Below are 14,748 nucleotides of genomic sequence, written 5' to 3' on the forward strand. Positions count from 1 at the left end.
CAAATCAGATCAGAGCTGATGCAGCTGGCTGTCGTTGACTTCCAGCATCTGGCCCTGCGCATCGAGCTTCAGGCCCTTGGGCAGCGGGAACTTGATGGTTTCCTCAATGCCCTCCATCTTGCGCACCGACACGGCGCCCAGCGCCTTGATGCGGTCGATCACCTGCTTGACGAGGATCTCCGGCGCCGACGCACCTGCCGTCAGGCCCACCCGGCCCTTGCCCTCAAACCATGCTTCCTTCAGCTCGCTGGCGTCATCGACCATATAGGCTTCGGTGCCCAGCTTGGCGGCCAGCTCGCGCAGGCGGTTGCTGTTGGAGCTGGTCGGGCTGCCGACCACGATGAGGATGTCGACCTGCGGGCTCAACACCTTGACGGCGTCCTGCCGGTTTTGCGTGGCGTAGCAGATGTCCTGGTGTTTGGGTTCGCGCACCTGCGGAAAGCGCGCCTTCACGGCGGCGCTGATCTCGGCCGCGTCGTCCACGCTCAGCGTGGTCTGCGTCACCACGGCCAGGCGCTCGGTCTGGGCGGGGCTGATGCGCCAGACGTCGGCCACGTCTTCCACCAGGTGGATGCCGCTGTCGAGCTGGCCCATGGTGCCTTCAACTTCCGGGTGGCCCTTGTGGCCGATCATGATGAACTCGTAGCCCTCTTTGTGCAGCTTGGCCACTTCCACATGCACCTTCGTCACCAGCGGGCAGGTGGCGTCAAAAATCTGGAAGCCACGGCGCTCGGCCTCTTTCTGGATCGCCTGGCTCACGCCGTGGGCGCTGAACACCAGCGTGGCGCCCGGGGGCACATCGCTTAGCTCTTCAATGAAGATGGCGCCTTTTTCCTTGAGGTCGTTGACGACATAGGTGTTGTGCACGATCTCGTGGCGCACGTAAATCGGCCTGCCGAATTTGGTCAGGGCACGCTCAACGATTTCGATGGCGCGGTCAACACCTGCGCAAAAACCGCGTGGCTCAGCGAGCAGGATTTCCTGGGGAAGCACTTTGGATTCAGTCATAGAACGCCTATTACTTGCACTTCAAACACCACCGGCTGGCCGGCCAGCGGGTGGTTGAAATCAAACTGCACCGCGTCGCCATCTGGCTTGACCTGCTGCACAGCGCCCGCGTACTGGCCCATGCCGTCCGGCGTGGGGAACTGCACCACGTCGCCCACCTTGTACTGTTCATCCGGGTCTCCCAGCTCATTGAGCAGCTTGCGCGCCACCCACTGCACCAGCTCCGGGTTGCGGTCACCAAAGGCAACGCCTGCGGGCAACTCAAACGTTGTGCGCGTGCCTTCAGGCAGGCCAATCAGCCGCTGCTCAATGGCCGGCGAAAGCTCCCCCGTGCCCAGGCTCAGGGTGGCGGGCTTGCCGTCGAAGGTGTTGATGATGTCCGCGCCCGGTTTACCGTTCACGGACGGCCCGGCCATGCGGTAATGCAGGGTCAGGAACGAGCCTTGCTGGACGAGGGTTGCGTCGGGAGAATCCACGGTGGACATAAGACTTTCTGCGGCCGGGCTGGCGCCGGACAAGTGTTTGTAAACTGCCTCCATTGTAGAAAGTACGGCTTGACCGGGCCAAATCAGGCTTAATCCGGTTTTTTAGCCTCACCGGCGCCGGCTTTCCTCTCCACACAGCCCTACAGGCCTACCCATGCTCCTGAAAGACCTCCCAGAAGACGCCCGCCCCCGCGAAAAACTGCTGGCCCGCGGCCCCGGCGCGCTCAGCGATGCCGAGCTGCTGGCCCTGCTGCTGCGCACCGGCCTGCCCGGCAAGAATGCGCTGCAGATGGGCCAGGAACTGGTCGATACCTTTGGCGGTGTTGCCGGGCTGCTGCACACCGGCCCCGAGGCGCTGAAAAGCATCAAGGGCCTGGGCCCGGCCAAGCGCGCCGAACTGGTGGCGGTGCTGGAGCTTGCCCGGCGGGCGCTTGCCGAAAAGCTCCGTGAAAAGACCCTGTTCGACACGCCACAGGCGGTACGCGACTATTTGCAGCTGCAGCTGGGCAGCCGGCCACACGAGATTTTTGCAGTGCTGTTTCTCGACAGCCAGCACAGGCTGATCGTTCTCGAAGAGCTGTTTCGCGGAACGCTGACGCAAACATCCGTCTACCCGCGCGAAGTGGTGGTGCGCGCCCTGGCGCTCAACGCCGCCAGCGTGGTGCTGGCCCACAACCACCCCAGCGGCGCCGCCAAACCTTCGCGCGCCGACGAGGCGCTGACGCAAACCCTGAAGTCCGCACTCGCGCTGGTCGATGTGCGTGTGCTGGACCATTTTGTGGTGACCAGCTCCCAGGCGGTGTCGATGGCCGAGCTGGGCTTGCTGTAGAAGTCGAAACGCTTTCTAGATCGCCTCTTTTTTTACAATTTCCGGATTGATGGAGAGAAAGGGGTTGGACTTCCCGAATGCCTTCACAGCGGCATCGATTTCGGGTTGCCCGAACGCGGACAAGCCCTCCGATTTGGGGTCGAGATAAAACAGCATCGCCAAGGCCCGCCTGCGCTCGGCAGGGTTCCTGGTCAATCTGGCTTCCAGTGCATAAGCCCAGGATTGCCAGGGTTCGAACTTCTGGCTCTTCTGGGCCCACTCCAGCGTCAAGGCCCTGATCTTGCTGCTGCCGGTCATTTCCGCCACCAGTTCGGAGATCTCTCCAAAGGTGTACTGCGTCAGCAAGGCCCTTTTCTCAGTGTGCGGACGCAGTTGCCGCGCGCGTTGAAGAAATTGCAGTGCTTCTTCGTTTTTGCCGGATGCTGCGGCAAGAATCGCCATGGTCAGCTGGTAGTCAAAGTCTTGCCTGGAGGCCTTGGTGCCGCTTACCATCTTCTCAATCATTGAGGTGTCTCCCGCCTTGACAGCCGCATAAGCGTAGTAAGGAAAATAGCAGGTCAACGTTGAATTGACCTGGTAATCGGTCAGGTCGTAAAACTTTGCAGACTCGGAGAAAATTGCCTTCGCCCCGGCAAAGTCCTTGAGTTTTATGGCCCGGTAAGCCTCCACAAAATACGCGTGCATGGATTTCACGCGCTCTTTCACTGGCGCTTTCAGCAGGATCGGATGCCCTTCATAAACCGGCTTGGGGTATTCGGGTAATTTCCATCGCGGCAAATCCAGTGCGTCTACTGCCTGAGACAAGCTGCTGGAAGGCGTGCGGTCCGTGGTTGCAAAACGCACAAGGTGAACGGTTGCGGCGATCGTACCCTCCACTGTGCCCCCGAATTTCCCCTGTTGCGCCCAACTCACGACCTCCGCTTCAGGCAGACCGGAGATGTGATGCCCGACCAGCGCAGACTCCCAAATGTGAGGAGCGCGGCTTTGTTTCGCCAGCACTTCAAAACCGGCCCAGGCCTCCCTGGAATGGCCGCTTGCGTGAAGAAGCCCCAGATAGTCCCGGTGGGCATACGACTCCTGGTAACGCTGGGCACGCCGCAAGGTGCTGGCCATCGCACCCTGCAGGTCGCCGGCAAGAAGCTTCAGACGCGTATCGCTCGTGATTTCGCCGGACGATCCCGATCCCTGAGAGACGGCGATTTGATAAAACGGCCTGGCAAGGTCGAAATAACCCGCCCAGTAAAAATACGACCCTGCCTCGAAAGCAAGGTTTGCGGTCGCAACCCGGCCGTCTTCGGACCCTTTCTTGAAGCCCTCGTAAGAATGAAACATCTTGGCGGCAGCTTTGACGTCACCCGCCACGAACAGCATCCATGCCACATCGCTATAGGAAGTCCACCGCGTGGGTGCCAGCTTGAGGTTGTCGCGATAGTAAGCCTGCGCTTTCGCGGTGTCCCCCTGCCTCCTGGCCTCGGCGCCGAGGATGCTATTGAGTTGCGGGGAACCGACGAAACGCCCGTTGATTGACGCTAAAAGATCGGTGTCCCGCCCCTGGTCGGGGAAAAAATGACGGTACGTCCCGTGCAGCTCCGTGAAGGTTCCGATTTCCCAAGTGGCACTCTTCAAAGCGGCAATTTCGTTTTCAATACTTACCTCCAATTTACCGCCGTCTGCCCAGGTCCAGTAATAAGGACGGAATGGCACATCGGCATAGTAAAGATTGTTATAAGGTCCGTAGTACTGACCGCCGTCAGCATTGAAATGATTCAAGGCCCGTAATGCGGTGAGCGACTGGCCTTGCTCCCAGTAGGCTGCATCGAACGCGTGTTGGTGCCAGTCCTTGACCAACTGCTCTCTTTCGGCTCCAGTGGACTTTCCGGCGAGCTTCGCCTCCGCTCTTGAGCGCTCATACGCGTAGGACGGGTAACCCTTGTAGATTGCGTCAATGCTGTTCGCAAAGATCAGGGCCTTGTTCGGAATGCCCTGGACGTTGGACAGGAAATTGATGCGGTTCATCAGGTTGTCATGGCCAATACTCTCGAGCAAGTCCAGATAGTCAAACGGGCCCGGCTTGCCGGGTGCGGGCCCGCAGCACAAACTGGCCGCATTGGCCTCGATGAACTTGCGGCCGTGATGAAACACCGACAGATCCACCATGGCCTGAACCTTGTCGGGGTCAGCAAGTGGCAATGCCGCGCGTGCCATGTCCGCCATTGCATACCCCTTGACCGGCAACTCATAGTCAAGAAGCATTTTCAGGGAAGCATTCTCGTTCTGAACCCACGGTTCTGTTTCTACAAAAACCCGCGTCACGATGAACGGCCATATGGTTCCGGGCAGCTTCAACGCCGCCACTTCGGCGACTGCCTTTTTGGTGGTCATCGTGTCGTAGGCGGTAGCGATCCTGTTCTCATCGATCTTTTGCAGCAAGCGTTTTAGGGGATTCTTTTCAAGCGCCGCCATTGCACGCACGTCCAGGATATTTCCGTTCAGGGCGGCAAGCAATTCTTTTTCCTCGACAGTCTGCGCATCGCCCAGTGCCTTGATGGCAGCCATGCGCAGACCCAGTGCCATGTAGGTCCTCGCCCTGAGCGCCCGGTAGTCGGGTGATTGCGGCGACAGGCCCAAAAGCGCCAGATGCGCCTTTTCAGCAAATATCTCTTTCGTTCTTTCGTTGGTTGTGGGTGCCAGTGCGCTGTACACCAGAAAAGCGTATGCATCCTGCGCCGGGTTGCTGGCCGATGCCACCAAGCCGAGCGGAGATGCCGGCAGCGCTTCCAGTTCCAGGCTGCTGACTGTCTTTTCATAAAGAGGCGACGAAGGGTTGGCGCCTGCCGCCTTGAGGATTTCCGGCAACACGGATTCATAGGCCTCGACGGCCGGAATTTCATCCCCAAAAGGGATATTTTCAAATTTTTTGGTTTCCACCGGGGCAGCCCAAACAGCGCCATTGCGCGCAGTGCCCGTGTAGCCCTGGGTCCGGATGGCGATCGCCATTTTTCCTTTCCGGTCGTGCCCGGCGTAACCCCAGACAATGCGCTTTGCCCCCACAGCATCGGCAAGCTTGTAGATTTCCTCCTGCTTGAGGTGGCGCTGCCCCTCACCAAGTGCTTTTGCCACCAGGTATGGGTCGGGAATTTTCACCTTCTGCGATTGGGCGACGCTCGCAGCGAGTTCCGCAGTCATGATGGACCGGCTTGCCCTGTCGACACCCCAGCCCCAAACCTGGAACGGTACAACCAGCACATCAAACTTTCCGCCCGACAGAACCTGACCGTAGAAAAGCTTTTCCTTGCCCTGCCAATCGGAAGCCTGCGGTGAATAGCGCGGCGGCAGGAAGCGGGCCATTGCAGTATCTTCAAAAGACCGTTCCATCGCGATCTTGTTCTGGATGTCCGCTCGAGCCTTTGCCGCAGAGGCCTCCCATTTCGCCCTCGCCTCCTCCGCGGCGGCCTCGGTGCGAAATGCCTGAACCTTACTGACAGCCAATACACCACTGCAGAGCAACAGAACTCCGCAAAGTACGGCGGTAGACCGTTTCATTTTTCTCTCCCTCAATTCAAAATCCGGATCTGGCAGAACGTGCGTCGATGACCTGATACTGCTCAGCAAGTTAGCGGAACATCCTAACGTAGCCATCGCCCGATCAGCCGCTGAATGATCCGACGCGTGGTTTATCTACATCGGTGAATACTGAAGCACTACGATAAAGTAAGCATCATGAAAGCGCCCGCACTCAAAAGCCTGCAGGACCTCAAGGCCGTCAAGCGGGACATCGAAGCCCGCGCGAAGCTTGAAAAAGAACAGGAAGCCGCGCGCGTGGCAGCAGCCGCCAAAGCCAAAGCCGAGAAAGAACTCTTCTCGCGCGCGGTCGGCCCCGTCAAGGCTCTGCCGGCCAAACACCTGCCGGGCCACAAGGCGGCATTGCCGGTGGCGCAAGCCGCACCCATCCCTGTACAGCAGCAGCGTGACGAACTGGCGGTGATGCGCGAAGCCATCTCGGACGAGTTCGACGTGGAAACGCTGCTGGACACCGATGAAGCGCTGAGCTTCAGGCGGCCCGGCATGGGGCCTGACGTGGTGCGCAAACTCCGCCGCGGCGGCTGGAGCATCCAGGGCCAGCTTGACCTGCATGGCCTGCGCCGCGAAGACGCGCGCGAAGCGCTGGCTCACTTCATCAAGGGTGCGCACAAGGTCGGCTGGCGCTGCGTGCGCGTGGTACACGGCAAGGGTTTGGGGTCGCCGGGCAAGACACCGGTGCTCAAGGGCAAGGTGCAAAGCTGGCTGATCCAGAAGCAGGAGGTGCTGGCCTTTGTGCAGGCGCGGCCGGCGGAAGGCGGCGCCGGGGCGCTGGTGGTGTTGCTTGAAGGCTAGATAATAAGTACACCCCTATCGACGCTCACTGCGTGTAGCGCCTTTTCCCCTTGCAGGGGACGGCGCCTGTGGCCTGGCGAAGCCAGTTCCACGGCGCCTGCTGGAGCTTGCAGGCGGACAAGATTGACCAGCCGTGCCATGCTATTAATTCAATAGCTGCTCGCGCATGATGTGATTGGGTGGGAGGCGTATTTGATGCCTGAAATCCGCCTAAAAAGGCCTCGGGGGGCTGCTTTTTGCCCGGCGGACACCAAAACCCGGTTTGACGCCGCAAAAAGGGACTTTTTACAATCAAAAAGTGCCTTCAGCCCAATCAAAATCTGCGCGATCAGCTATATTTTTGATAGCACTCCAGATACCCGAACCAGTCCCGTTTCAGCCTCCGATGCTGGCGCGTTTGCCGGTTTCGGCCGTGGTGGCGTTGACCAGCCAGGCGGGTGACGCCCGAACATCCTCCATCAGTGCGTTGACGCCCCGGGCGCTACCGATGGCCGATGCCAGCATCGTTGGCGCGGGACAGCGCAAAGCGCCAGCTGCGCGGGTGCCCAGAGCGCAGTCACCAAGATATCAGGGGCGACCGGTGCAGCCAGGCATCCGCCTGCACCTGGTCCAGGACGAAGTGCGCGACGTCCTGCCTCGCAATGGTTCCGCCGTGAAAACCGGACAAGTCTGTCAAGGCGCGGATCTTGCGCCGCGCAGGCTTGTCGTTCAGCACGGAAGGGCGCACCAGAACCCAGTCCAGCCCGCTGGCGCGGACGGCAGCCTCCTGCCGGTTCTTGTCGGCGTAGACCTTGCGCAACAGAACGGGATGGATCAGCCGGTCGAACAGGAACCCGCCATGGCCGGCGCTGTCGCCTGCGCCCATGCCAGTGATGCAGACAAGGCGCGAGACTTTCTCCGCTTTCATGGCGCTGACGAGTGCCCGCGTCGCCGAGGAGAGAACAGTCACCTCACGCAACGGGCTGACCGGTGTGCCCAGGGCGCTCACGACGGCATCGCGGCCTCGCAGGGCCTCACGCAGCGCACTTTCGTCGAGGGCATTTCCGATGATGATCTCGGCACCCTCCAGGCCGTTTGCCTTCTGCGGGGAGCGCACGAGCGCGCGAACGTCGAACCCCCGTGCAAGCGCTTCCCTGACGATCAGCCGGCCGGTGGGGCCGGTGGCGCCCAGAACCAGGATCTTCGGGCGAGCCGGCGAGATGCCGGCAGTGTTCAGTGTGTTCATGGTCTGGCCTTTAAAGTTCGCCCTGCGCGAGCAGTTCCCGGGTGCGTTTGAGCGTCGAGACGAGCGCGCTCTTGTAGCCTTGTTCGCCGTCCATCCAGGCTTGCTCGGCCTGCTCTTCCGGACCACCCGGCGTCTTGCCGCGCAGGCCGAGATAACCGTAGAAGCGCAGCTGGAGCTCTCCGGATTCGTCTTCGAACAACTCGTTGACGACCGCGCCTTCGCGCGGGCCGGCGGCCTGGAAGAAGGTCACCTTGCTTTCGGGCTCGAAGGCAATGATCTCGCGCAGGTCGGCTCCGGCGATGGTGGCTTCGCGCACGATGTGCGTCGCGCCTTCCTCGACGACTTCGCAGCGCGTGCAAAGCGCTGGCGGCAGGAAGCGGCGCGCGTCCCGCGCCTTGAGAACCAGGCCGGCCCACGCCTGGGCACGCGTGAGCTTCACTTCGCCTTGCGGATTGACGGGCACTGTAGCGGTTGAATAAATCATGGTGGTATTCCTTTGGTGTGGCTTGCTATACCGCTGGCCTTTATGCCGATGCAGATGCCGATGCGGATGCGGAGATTTCGGTAGCGAACTCGCGGTAGGACCGCAGCGGGCGACCAAGCAGCGTCGTCAGCCGCTTGACATCACCCGATTCGGGAACCATCCCCACCGTGAGGAAGCGCTCGCTCATGAGGCGCATGTCGTACGCCATCCACGGCGGCATGAAATTCAGCAGGTTCTTCTCAAAGCCGGCGGTGTCGTCTCCGCCATAGGTGATCGGGCGGTCCAGCACGGCCGACCAGATGGCGGCGACATCATCGCCTGTCAGCGTGTCGGGGCCGACGAGGTTGATGCGCTCCAGCGGCAGCGGCTTCGAAGCCTGCTCGCGGCGCAGCAGCTCGATGGCCGCGATCTCGCCGATGTCGCGCGTGTCGATCATGGCCAGGCCCTTGCTGCCGATCGGCATGGGATAGACGCCGTAACCGGTGACCACGTCCTTGATGGTGAGGTCGTTGTTCATGAAGTAGGCGGGGCGCAGGATGGTGGCGGAAAAGCCCATCTCTTCGAGCATCCGCTCGACACCGAATTTGCCCGCGAAATGGGGAACGTTCAGGTAGCGGTCGCTGTGGATCACGGAGAGGTAAACAACGCGCTCGACGCCGGCTTCACGCGCCAGATTGAGCGTGACCAGGGCCTGGGTGAACTCGTCGGGCACCACGGCGTTGAGCAGGAACAGGGTGGACACGCCTGTGAACGCGCTCCGCAGTGCAGCCACGTCGAGCAGGTCGCCTGGAACGACTTCGACGCCGGCCGGGAAGTTCGCCTTTGCCGGGTCGCGGACCAGTGCACGCACTTTGGCGCCACGCTGGACGAGCTGCTGGATAACCTGGCGGCCGACGTTGCCAGTTGCGCCAGTAATGAGGATGGTCATGAAATTACTCCGTTGTGTGTTGAAGGAGCCTCAATCTTGATTGATCCACCCAGTATCCGATAGCCGTTATATTTAGACACTTCGTCTCACTGGTGGAACATATGGACTTACTTGCCCTAGCAGACTTCAACCTCGTGGCCCGGTATGGCGGCTTTGGGCGGGCCGCCCGCGAATCCGGGCGGCCCAAGGCGACCCTGTCACGGCGGGTGGCCGACCTGGAGAGCGGCCTCAACCTGCGTCTCTTTGAGCGGGGAGCGAGAACCCTCAAGCTCACCGAGGAGGGACGCGCGCTGTACGAAAAGACCTCTGTCTTGCTGGCCGAACTCGACGAGACGGTCGCCACGATTACCTCCGGCGGTGAGACGCCGCGAGGCACATTGAGGGTGAGTGCGCCCCTGCTCTTCTCGCAAGCCGCCATGGGCAAGCTCGCCGCCCGGTTCGCGCTGAAGCATCGCGAGGTCCGGCTTGAGGTCATCCCCGAAGACCGGGCAGTCGATATGGTGGAAGAGGGCTACGACCTGGTGATCCGCGTCAACCCGGACCCGGACGAAAACCTGGTGGGGCGGATTTTCTTGCGCGACCGCCTGGTTGTGGTGGCCAGCCCTCACCAAAGCCGCCCATCAGGCAAGGCGCCTGTTCCGGTGGTGGTACGGGCAGGCGGGGCAGGAAACCCGAATGAACCCTGGGAAATGACGGGGCCCGGCGGTGAACAACGGTTTGCGGTGGCCCCCATCCTGCGCCTGTCATCGCTGTTCATGGTGCGTGATGCAGTCCGGGCAAATGTCGGGGCGGCGCGTATTCCCCTTTCGCTGATCTCCCACGATCTCGCAGCCGGAACCCTTGTCCATTGGGGTGACGTGAAGGGGCCGGAGATTGCCCTCTGGGCGCTCTATCCATCACGCCGCCTGTTGAGCGCCCGCGTATCCGCTTTCCTGGACTGCCTGAAGGAGGCCTTTCCCAACGGATCACCGGAGGAGTTGGCGGACTACATCGGGAGATGAGGTCTGCACAAACGCCCGACTCTCGAGCCTGACGATCCGGAGCGAGCCGCCATGGATGTGAACGAATGCTCATTTCCGTTGGCCTCAGGCCACTGGTGCGTGGAATATGGCGCCGACCTCTCCTTTAGTTGCCAGGGGCATCCGCGCAATGCGTTGCATCTCGTTAGAGTCGCCTTACTAAAAACAAAGAGGAGTTGTCTGGATGAACGCGCTGCACAGGAAAAAACTTGGCATTGAAGATGGCAATCGGATCGTCCAGAGGGACATCAAGGTGGAAGCCAGTGAAACCCACGTGACGTCGGTGTACTGGTATGACGAAATTGACGGGCAGGGAGATTTTGTGCGCGGCCATGTGCTCAGGGAAACCAACTTCATCCAGAAAGACAGGCAACCCGAACCCGCCAAGGCAGCAGAAGCTCCGCGCAATCGCGGTGAGGATCATCCGGATGATTTGTCGGCCAACTCGCTACGGGCGCACATCCGTGAGCGCATGTGGCTTCACAACGTGCTGCCTCACGGCCGGCGCCGATACGCCATCTAACAGGATCAATACCGGTCGTAGCCCTTTTCAACCGGGCGCGAACAGCTATATTTTTGATAGCATCCGGTGACCCGGCATTGCACCGGGGCGCTGCATCATCACTCGCCCCTGTTGCGCATCCAGTCGGCCGTCTGGAAAAACGACGCATTGAGCCGCGTGCGCAGGCCTTCGTCAACGCCGGTTTCACGCATGGCCTGGTCCATGCACGCCAGCCACTGGTCACGCTCGGCAATGCCAATCGAGCCGCCGCCGGTTTGCTGCGGCATGTGGCGCATGCGCAGGCGCGGATGGCCGAAGCGGTCGGTGTAGTACTGCGGCCCGCCCAGCCAGCCGCATAAAAACCAGAAGAGGCGCTGGCGGGCGTTGTCCAGGGTGCTGCCGTGCGCGGCGCGCAGGGCTGTGTAGCCGGGCTCCAGGTCCATCAGGTCGTAGAAGCGCTCGACCAACGCCTTGACGCGCTCTTCGCCGCCTATCCAGGCGTAGGGGGTTTCGAAGGGGGGGGTTCCTGGGGGCTTTTCTTCTATCTGCATCTTTGGATTATCGAATGTTGGGGTTGGGGCTTGGTTGAGAGGGGCTTTTTGGGTTGTTGGTGATTCGATGGGCGTGGTCATTGCTGCGGGCGGCTGGCCGGGGGTTGCCCGGCATGCAAGTAACTTTCTTTTGCTTCGCCAAAAGAAAGTCACCAAAGAAAAGGCGACCCTGGTTCCTGCGTCCCTTCGCTTCGCTGCGGGCAGCCTGCGGTGCTCGGTCCAGCCGGGGTCAAAAACAACTCGCCTTCGGCTCAAACAAGTTTTTGCCCTGATCCGTCTGGCCCTGCGCTCCTCGGCGCATCCACAAGGGCCAATCGGGAGCGGGGACAAATACAAAAAACCAAATCCAATACCAACCAGGACTCGCCGTGGCGAGTCCTGGTTTCTTCTGGTATTCCGGGTTTTGTCTTCGGTTGTTTGGTATTCCTGCCTCCACCCCCTTCTGTCTGCGCCGAGGAGCGGAGGTTCAGGCGGATCAGGGATCGCGATTGTCTGAGCGAAGCGAGTTCGAGCGAGACCCCGCCTGGACCGAGCACCGCAGGTTGCCCGAAGCGAAGCGTAGGGTCGCAGACAGCAGGGTTGCCTTTTCTTTTGCTTACTTTTCTTTTGGCGAAGCAAAAGAAAAGTGAGTAGCCGCCGGGCTACCCCCGGCCAGCAACCCTCGGCAAAGACCACGCCCATAAAAACCAACCCAGCCTCAGCAAAGAGGGAATTGGAAGAGCCGTTATTGAGCCTTCCGCAAAGTCTCCACCACCGGCGTATTCAAAACCGACCTCAACCCCCACCACCCCGCCGTCAGCGCCAGCAAAGCCCCCGCCAGGCTGCCCATCAAAGGCACCGTCCACGACCCGGTCCAGTTGAAATCAAACACAAAGCGCGCCAAACCCCAGCCCACCGCCAGCGCAACGATGGATGCCAGGAAGCCAGCCAGCAAACCAACTCCGGCCAACTCAGCCCGCTGCACCTGCCGCAGCAAGGACGCACGCGCGCCGACCGCCCGCATGATGGCGAATTCCTTGGCGCGCTCTTCGCGGGTGGCGGTGATGGCGGCGAAGAGCACGACCAGACCTGCGGCCAGGGTAAAGCCGAACAAAAATTCCACTGCGCGTATCACCTGGTCAAGCACGCGCTGCACCTGCGCCAGGGTGCTGCTCATGTCGACATTGGTAATGTTGGGAAATGCCCTGACCAGCGTGTTGTCAAAACTCTGGGCATGCGGCTGGCCAGGCACGGCGGCTGGCGGCTCGGGTGCGCGAAAAGCGCTGATGAAGGACACAGGCACATCGGCTGGGAGCTGCGCCACCGGATACATCACAAAGAAATTGACGCGCATGGAACCCCAGTCAACCTTGCGCAGGCTGGTGATCTTCGCTTCACTGAGCTGGCCGCCGATGTCAAAGCGCAATGAGTCGCCGAGCTTGAGGCCCAGCGTTTTGGCCAGGCCGTCTTCCACGCTCACGGCGTCTTTTTCACCGCCTGTCCAGCGCCCGCCGGTGATCTGGTTGTGGGAAGGCATGTCGGCACTGTTGGAAAGATTGAATTCGCGGTCCACCAGGCGCTTGGCGCGGTCGTCTTCAAAGTCGTCGGGCGTGACGGCCTTGCCGTTGACCGCCACCAGGCGGCCGCGGATCATGGGGTACCAGTCGAACTTCTTCACGCCGCCATCACGCAGCGCTTTCTGGAAAGCCTCGCCCTGCTCCGGCTGCACGTTGATGACAAAGCGGTTGGGCGCATCGGGCGGCGTCGCCTTGCGCCAGCTGCTGATGAGGTCGGTGCGCAGCAGCACCAGCAGCATCAGGGCCAGCAAGCCGACCGCAAGGGCGCTGGTCTGCACCACGGCATACATCGGCCGGGCAGACAGCTGCCGCGTGGCCAGTACCAGCCAGCGCGGGGCGGTGACTTCATTAACGCTGGCGCGCAGCAGCTTGACGGCAGCAAAACTGGCCGCGGCAAACACCAGCACCGCGCCGGCAAAACCGCCGACGGCAATCAGGCCCAGCTTAAGGTCGCTGCTGGCAGCAACCAGCAGGGCCGCAAAGCCGGCCACACCCACGCCCAGCACCGCCATTGACGCGGGTTTGAGGTTGCCGACGTCGCGGCGAATCACGCGCAGCGGCGGCACCTGTGCCAGCTGCAATACCGGCGGCAGGCCAAAGGCCAGCAATAATGTCAGGCCCATGCCCATGCCGAACACGACGGGCCACCAAGTGGCCGCCGGCAACGCGGTTTCAACCAGCCCGGCCAGCAGCAGCACAAAGGCGTAATGCACGGCGAAACCCAGCGCCACGCCAAGCGCGCTGGCCAGCATGCCGGCGACGACAAACTCAAAGGTGTAGGCCAGCGCAATGGTGCGCTGGGGCTGGCCCAGCACGCGCAGCATGGCGCAGTCGTCCAGGTGTTTGGTGGCGAAACCGCGCGCGACGATGGCCACGGCCACCGCGCTCAGCAAGGCCGCCAGCAAGGCCACCAGGTTGAGGAATTTTTCCGCGCGGTCCAGCGTCTGCCGCATCTCGGGGCTGCCCGATTCGAGCGACTCCAGGCGCACGCCGCGAATGCCGGACTCTGCACCAGGTTTCTTGATTTCGTCGGCGGCCCACTTCACATAGGCCTTGACGGCTTTGTCGTCGCCGGCCACGGCAAAGCGGTAGTTGGTGCGGCTGGCGGGCTGGATCAGGTTGGTGGCGGCCACGTCGGCCTGGTTGATCATCACGCGGGGAGAAAAGCTGATGAACCCGGCGCCGCGGTCGGGCTCCTGCACGATGACGCGGGTGACCTTGAAGCTGGCGTCGCCCATCAACAGCGTCTGGCCGAGCTTGAGGCCCAGCGCGTCGAGCAGCGAGGCGTCGGCCCAGGCGGTGCCAGGAGCCGGCACCTCTCGCGTGTCCTCGCCGGGGCCGTCCAGGCTGTCGGCGATTTTCATGCTGCCGCGCAATGGGTAGCCCTCCGGCACTCCCTTGAAAGCCACCAGCTTGCTGGCGCCGCCATCAGCGTCGCTTGCGCGGCCCATGGTGGGAAAGGTGACGGTGGAGATGGCCTTCAGGCCCAACGCCTGTGCCTTGGCAATGAAGGCTTCCGGCGTGATGCCGTCGCTGCGGATCACGGCGTCGCCGCCCAGCAGCTGGCGGGCATCGCGTTGCAGGCCGCCCTTGAGGCGATCGGCAAAAAAACCGACCGCAGTGAGCGCAGCAACCGCCAGGGTCACCGCGACGATCAGGAGGCGCAGCTCGCCGGCGCGCAGGTCACGCAACAGGGTTTTCCAGCCGAGCTTGAAGAAAAGGGTGTTCATGAGGCGACCATAACGCAAAGTCCGCATCCCGGCATCATGGCCGGGTTTTGCAAGGAT

General features: G+C 61.6%; 13 protein-coding genes. 4 read left to right on the forward strand and 9 right to left on the reverse strand.

Annotated elements, in window-relative coordinates; translation table 11 throughout:
• Positions 1-9: 9 nt before the first annotated feature.
• Positions 10-1,008, reverse strand: a complete 999-nt coding sequence (gene ispH, locus AC1DYR_RS11620; RefSeq protein ID WP_477705246.1) for a 4-hydroxy-3-methylbut-2-enyl diphosphate reductase — start codon at positions 1,006-1,008, stop codon at positions 10-12.
• On the reverse strand, positions 1,005-1,493 hold the full coding sequence (locus AC1DYR_RS11625) for an FKBP-type peptidyl-prolyl cis-trans isomerase (protein ID WP_477705247.1): 489 nt from the start codon (positions 1,491-1,493) through the stop codon (positions 1,005-1,007). Before AC1DYR_RS11625 ends, ispH begins: the two co-directional genes overlap by 4 nt.
• Before the next feature lie 154 nt (positions 1,494-1,647).
• Here AC1DYR_RS11625 and radC point away from each other — a divergent pair, with 154 nt between their 5' ends.
• Complete coding sequence (radC, locus tag AC1DYR_RS11630; RefSeq protein ID WP_477705248.1) at positions 1,648-2,322, forward strand: RadC family protein; 675 nt, start codon at positions 1,648-1,650, stop codon at positions 2,320-2,322.
• Positions 2,323-2,337: 15 nt separating this feature from the next.
• Here radC and AC1DYR_RS11635 read toward each other — a convergent pair whose 3' ends face one another.
• The gene (locus AC1DYR_RS11635; RefSeq protein ID WP_477705249.1) at positions 2,338-5,865 is read right to left on the reverse strand and encodes a tetratricopeptide repeat protein; all 3,528 of its coding nucleotides are present in this window, start codon (positions 5,863-5,865) and stop codon (positions 2,338-2,340) included.
• A gap of 177 nt (positions 5,866-6,042) precedes the next feature.
• On the opposite strand from AC1DYR_RS11635, the gene AC1DYR_RS11640 reads away from it, so the two are divergent.
• A complete protein-coding gene (locus tag AC1DYR_RS11640; RefSeq protein WP_477705250.1) occupies positions 6,043-6,696 on the forward strand; it encodes a Smr/MutS family protein in 654 nt (217 codons plus the stop codon).
• Between the two features lie 375 nt (positions 6,697-7,071).
• On the opposite strand, the gene AC1DYR_RS11645 is transcribed toward AC1DYR_RS11640, so the two are convergent.
• From AC1DYR_RS11645 to AC1DYR_RS11660, 4 genes are read right to left on the reverse strand one after another with little or no spacing between them, the layout of a single operon-like run.
• On the reverse strand, positions 7,072-7,200 hold the full coding sequence (locus AC1DYR_RS11645) for a hypothetical protein (RefSeq protein WP_477705251.1): 129 nt from the start codon (positions 7,198-7,200) through the stop codon (positions 7,072-7,074).
• Between the two features lie 52 nt (positions 7,201-7,252).
• The gene (locus AC1DYR_RS11650; RefSeq protein ID WP_477705252.1) at positions 7,253-7,921 is read right to left on the reverse strand and encodes an NAD(P)-dependent oxidoreductase; all 669 of its coding nucleotides are present in this window, start codon (positions 7,919-7,921) and stop codon (positions 7,253-7,255) included.
• A gap of 10 nt (positions 7,922-7,931) precedes the next feature.
• Positions 7,932-8,405, reverse strand: coding sequence for an AtaL-like protein (locus AC1DYR_RS11655; RefSeq protein WP_477705253.1), 474 nt, complete (start codon positions 8,403-8,405; stop codon positions 7,932-7,934).
• A gap of 40 nt (positions 8,406-8,445) precedes the next feature.
• Positions 8,446-9,333 carry an SDR family oxidoreductase gene (locus AC1DYR_RS11660; protein WP_477705254.1) on the reverse strand — a complete coding sequence of 296 codons (888 nt, stop codon included), beginning with the start codon at positions 9,331-9,333 and terminating at the stop codon, positions 8,446-8,448.
• A 101-nt stretch (positions 9,334-9,434) separates the two neighbouring features.
• Between AC1DYR_RS11660 and AC1DYR_RS11665 the strand changes: the two genes are divergently transcribed.
• Both AC1DYR_RS11665 and AC1DYR_RS11670 read left to right on the forward strand, forming a co-directional pair.
• Entirely contained in the window at positions 9,435-10,334 is a 900-nt protein-coding gene (locus tag AC1DYR_RS11665; protein WP_477705255.1) for a LysR family transcriptional regulator, read from the forward strand.
• Positions 10,335-10,536: 202 nt separating this feature from the next.
• Positions 10,537-10,875: a hypothetical protein gene (locus AC1DYR_RS11670; RefSeq protein ID WP_477705256.1), complete on the forward strand. Its 339-nt coding sequence runs from the start codon at positions 10,537-10,539 to the stop codon at positions 10,873-10,875.
• Between the two features lie 98 nt (positions 10,876-10,973).
• Here AC1DYR_RS11670 and AC1DYR_RS11675 read toward each other — a convergent pair whose 3' ends face one another.
• On the reverse strand, positions 10,974-11,405 hold the full coding sequence (locus tag AC1DYR_RS11675) for a group II truncated hemoglobin (protein ID WP_477705257.1): 432 nt from the start codon (positions 11,403-11,405) through the stop codon (positions 10,974-10,976).
• Between the two features lie 724 nt (positions 11,406-12,129).
• Positions 12,130-14,691 carry an ABC transporter permease gene (locus tag AC1DYR_RS11680; RefSeq protein WP_477705258.1) on the reverse strand — a complete coding sequence of 854 codons (2,562 nt, stop codon included), beginning with the start codon at positions 14,689-14,691 and terminating at the stop codon, positions 12,130-12,132.
• Between the last annotated feature and the right edge of the window lie 57 nt (positions 14,692-14,748).

Source organism: Polaromonas sp. P1_F9, from assembly GCF_056405615.1.

Excerpts from the sequence above, each read along its gene's own strand:
- AC1DYR_RS11655 (WP_477705253.1), bottom strand. The coding sequence starts at position 8,405 with ATGATTTATTCAACCGCTACAGTGCCCGTCAATCCGCAAGGCGAAGTG.
- AC1DYR_RS11645 (WP_477705251.1), bottom strand. The coding sequence starts at position 7,200 with ATGCTGGCATCGGCCATCGGTAGCGCCCGGGGCGTCAACGCACTGATG.
- radC (WP_477705248.1), top strand. The coding sequence starts at position 1,648 with ATGCTCCTGAAAGACCTCCCAGAAGACGCCCGCCCCCGCGAAAAACTG.
- AC1DYR_RS11670 (WP_477705256.1), top strand. The coding sequence starts at position 10,537 with ATGAACGCGCTGCACAGGAAAAAACTTGGCATTGAAGATGGCAATCGG.
- AC1DYR_RS11675 (WP_477705257.1), bottom strand. The coding sequence starts at position 11,405 with ATGCAGATAGAAGAAAAGCCCCCAGGAACCCCCCCCTTCGAAACCCCC.
- AC1DYR_RS11660 (WP_477705254.1), bottom strand. The coding sequence starts at position 9,333 with ATGACCATCCTCATTACTGGCGCAACTGGCAACGTCGGCCGCCAGGTT.
- AC1DYR_RS11625 (WP_477705247.1), bottom strand. The coding sequence starts at position 1,493 with ATGTCCACCGTGGATTCTCCCGACGCAACCCTCGTCCAGCAAGGCTCG.
- ispH (WP_477705246.1), bottom strand. The coding sequence starts at position 1,008 with ATGACTGAATCCAAAGTGCTTCCCCAGGAAATCCTGCTCGCTGAGCCA.
- AC1DYR_RS11635 (WP_477705249.1), bottom strand. The coding sequence starts at position 5,865 with ATGAAACGGTCTACCGCCGTACTTTGCGGAGTTCTGTTGCTCTGCAGT.
- AC1DYR_RS11665 (WP_477705255.1), top strand. The coding sequence starts at position 9,435 with ATGGACTTACTTGCCCTAGCAGACTTCAACCTCGTGGCCCGGTATGGC.
- AC1DYR_RS11640 (WP_477705250.1), top strand. The coding sequence starts at position 6,043 with ATGAAAGCGCCCGCACTCAAAAGCCTGCAGGACCTCAAGGCCGTCAAG.
- AC1DYR_RS11650 (WP_477705252.1), bottom strand. The coding sequence starts at position 7,921 with ATGAACACACTGAACACTGCCGGCATCTCGCCGGCTCGCCCGAAGATC.
- AC1DYR_RS11680 (WP_477705258.1), bottom strand. The coding sequence starts at position 14,691 with ATGAACACCCTTTTCTTCAAGCTCGGCTGGAAAACCCTGTTGCGTGAC.